We start from the raw sequence: 896 nt of genomic DNA, 5'->3' as shown, positions 1-896 counted from the left end.
TTGAGGCGAAGTGTAAACCAGAATGTCGAACCTTGGTGAAGACGACTAGTCAAACTGATTTCGCCGCCCATCTGACTAACCAGTTTCTGGGTGATAACCAAGCCCAGGCCCGTACCACCATATCGACGAGATATGCTGGCATCCGCTTGGCTGAATGCTTGGAATAACTGCGCTTGTTGACGCTCTGAAATACCGATACCGGTGTCTCGCACCATAAATTGCAGCTCAACCGAGTCACCTGCTTGTGAACGCATTTCGACGCTAACATCGATGTTTCCGCGCTCAGTAAACTTAATGGAGTTCCCCACCAAGTTGGTCAAAATTTGTTGGATACGTAGCGGGTCTCCGACTAGACCTGGCGGGATCTTCGGATCCACTTTCAAGGTGATCTCCAGACCTTTCTCATGCGCGCTGGTGGCTTGTAGGTTGATTACTTCTTCTAAGCTTTCGCGGAAATCAAATGGAATGTTTTCCAACGCCAGCTTACCGGCTTCCAATTTCGAGAAATCGAGAATGTCATTGATGATGTTTAATAGGTTGTTTGCGGACTTCTCAATGGTTTGCAAGTAGTCGGTTTGGCTATTAGAAAGCTGCGTTTTGAGCATTTGACGAGTAAAGCCAATCACACCATTTAATGGCGTACGTAATTCGTGCGACATATTGGCCAAAAATTCTGACTTCACACGTGCGGCTTCTTGTGCGCGCTTCTTCGCAATATCGAGCTCAACGTTTTGAATTTCTAACTGTTCCAAAGTTTCGCGTAGGTCTGACGTGGCTTGGTCTATACTGTGCTGCATCTCGACATGGTATTCCGATAGCGAAACCGCCATGGCGTTGATCCCGTTTTTCAGTTGGTCTAACTCGCCGTGCATTTTGCCTTCGATACGCACATCCAA

1 protein-coding gene is annotated in these 896 nt (G+C 47.4%); it reads right to left on the bottom strand.

Going from position 1 to position 896, the window contains the following annotated elements:
* A partial coding sequence (locus R7Z49_RS23950) for an ATP-binding protein (protein ID WP_318112220.1) occupies positions 1–896 on the bottom strand: 896 nt, incomplete at both ends.

Source organism: Vibrio sp. 1562, from assembly GCF_033340155.1.
Classification (GTDB): Bacteria; Pseudomonadota; Gammaproteobacteria; order Enterobacterales; family Vibrionaceae; genus Vibrio; species Vibrio alginolyticus.
Note: the sequence above shows the minus strand (reverse complement) of the source record. Positions and strands in the feature narration are given on the sequence as shown.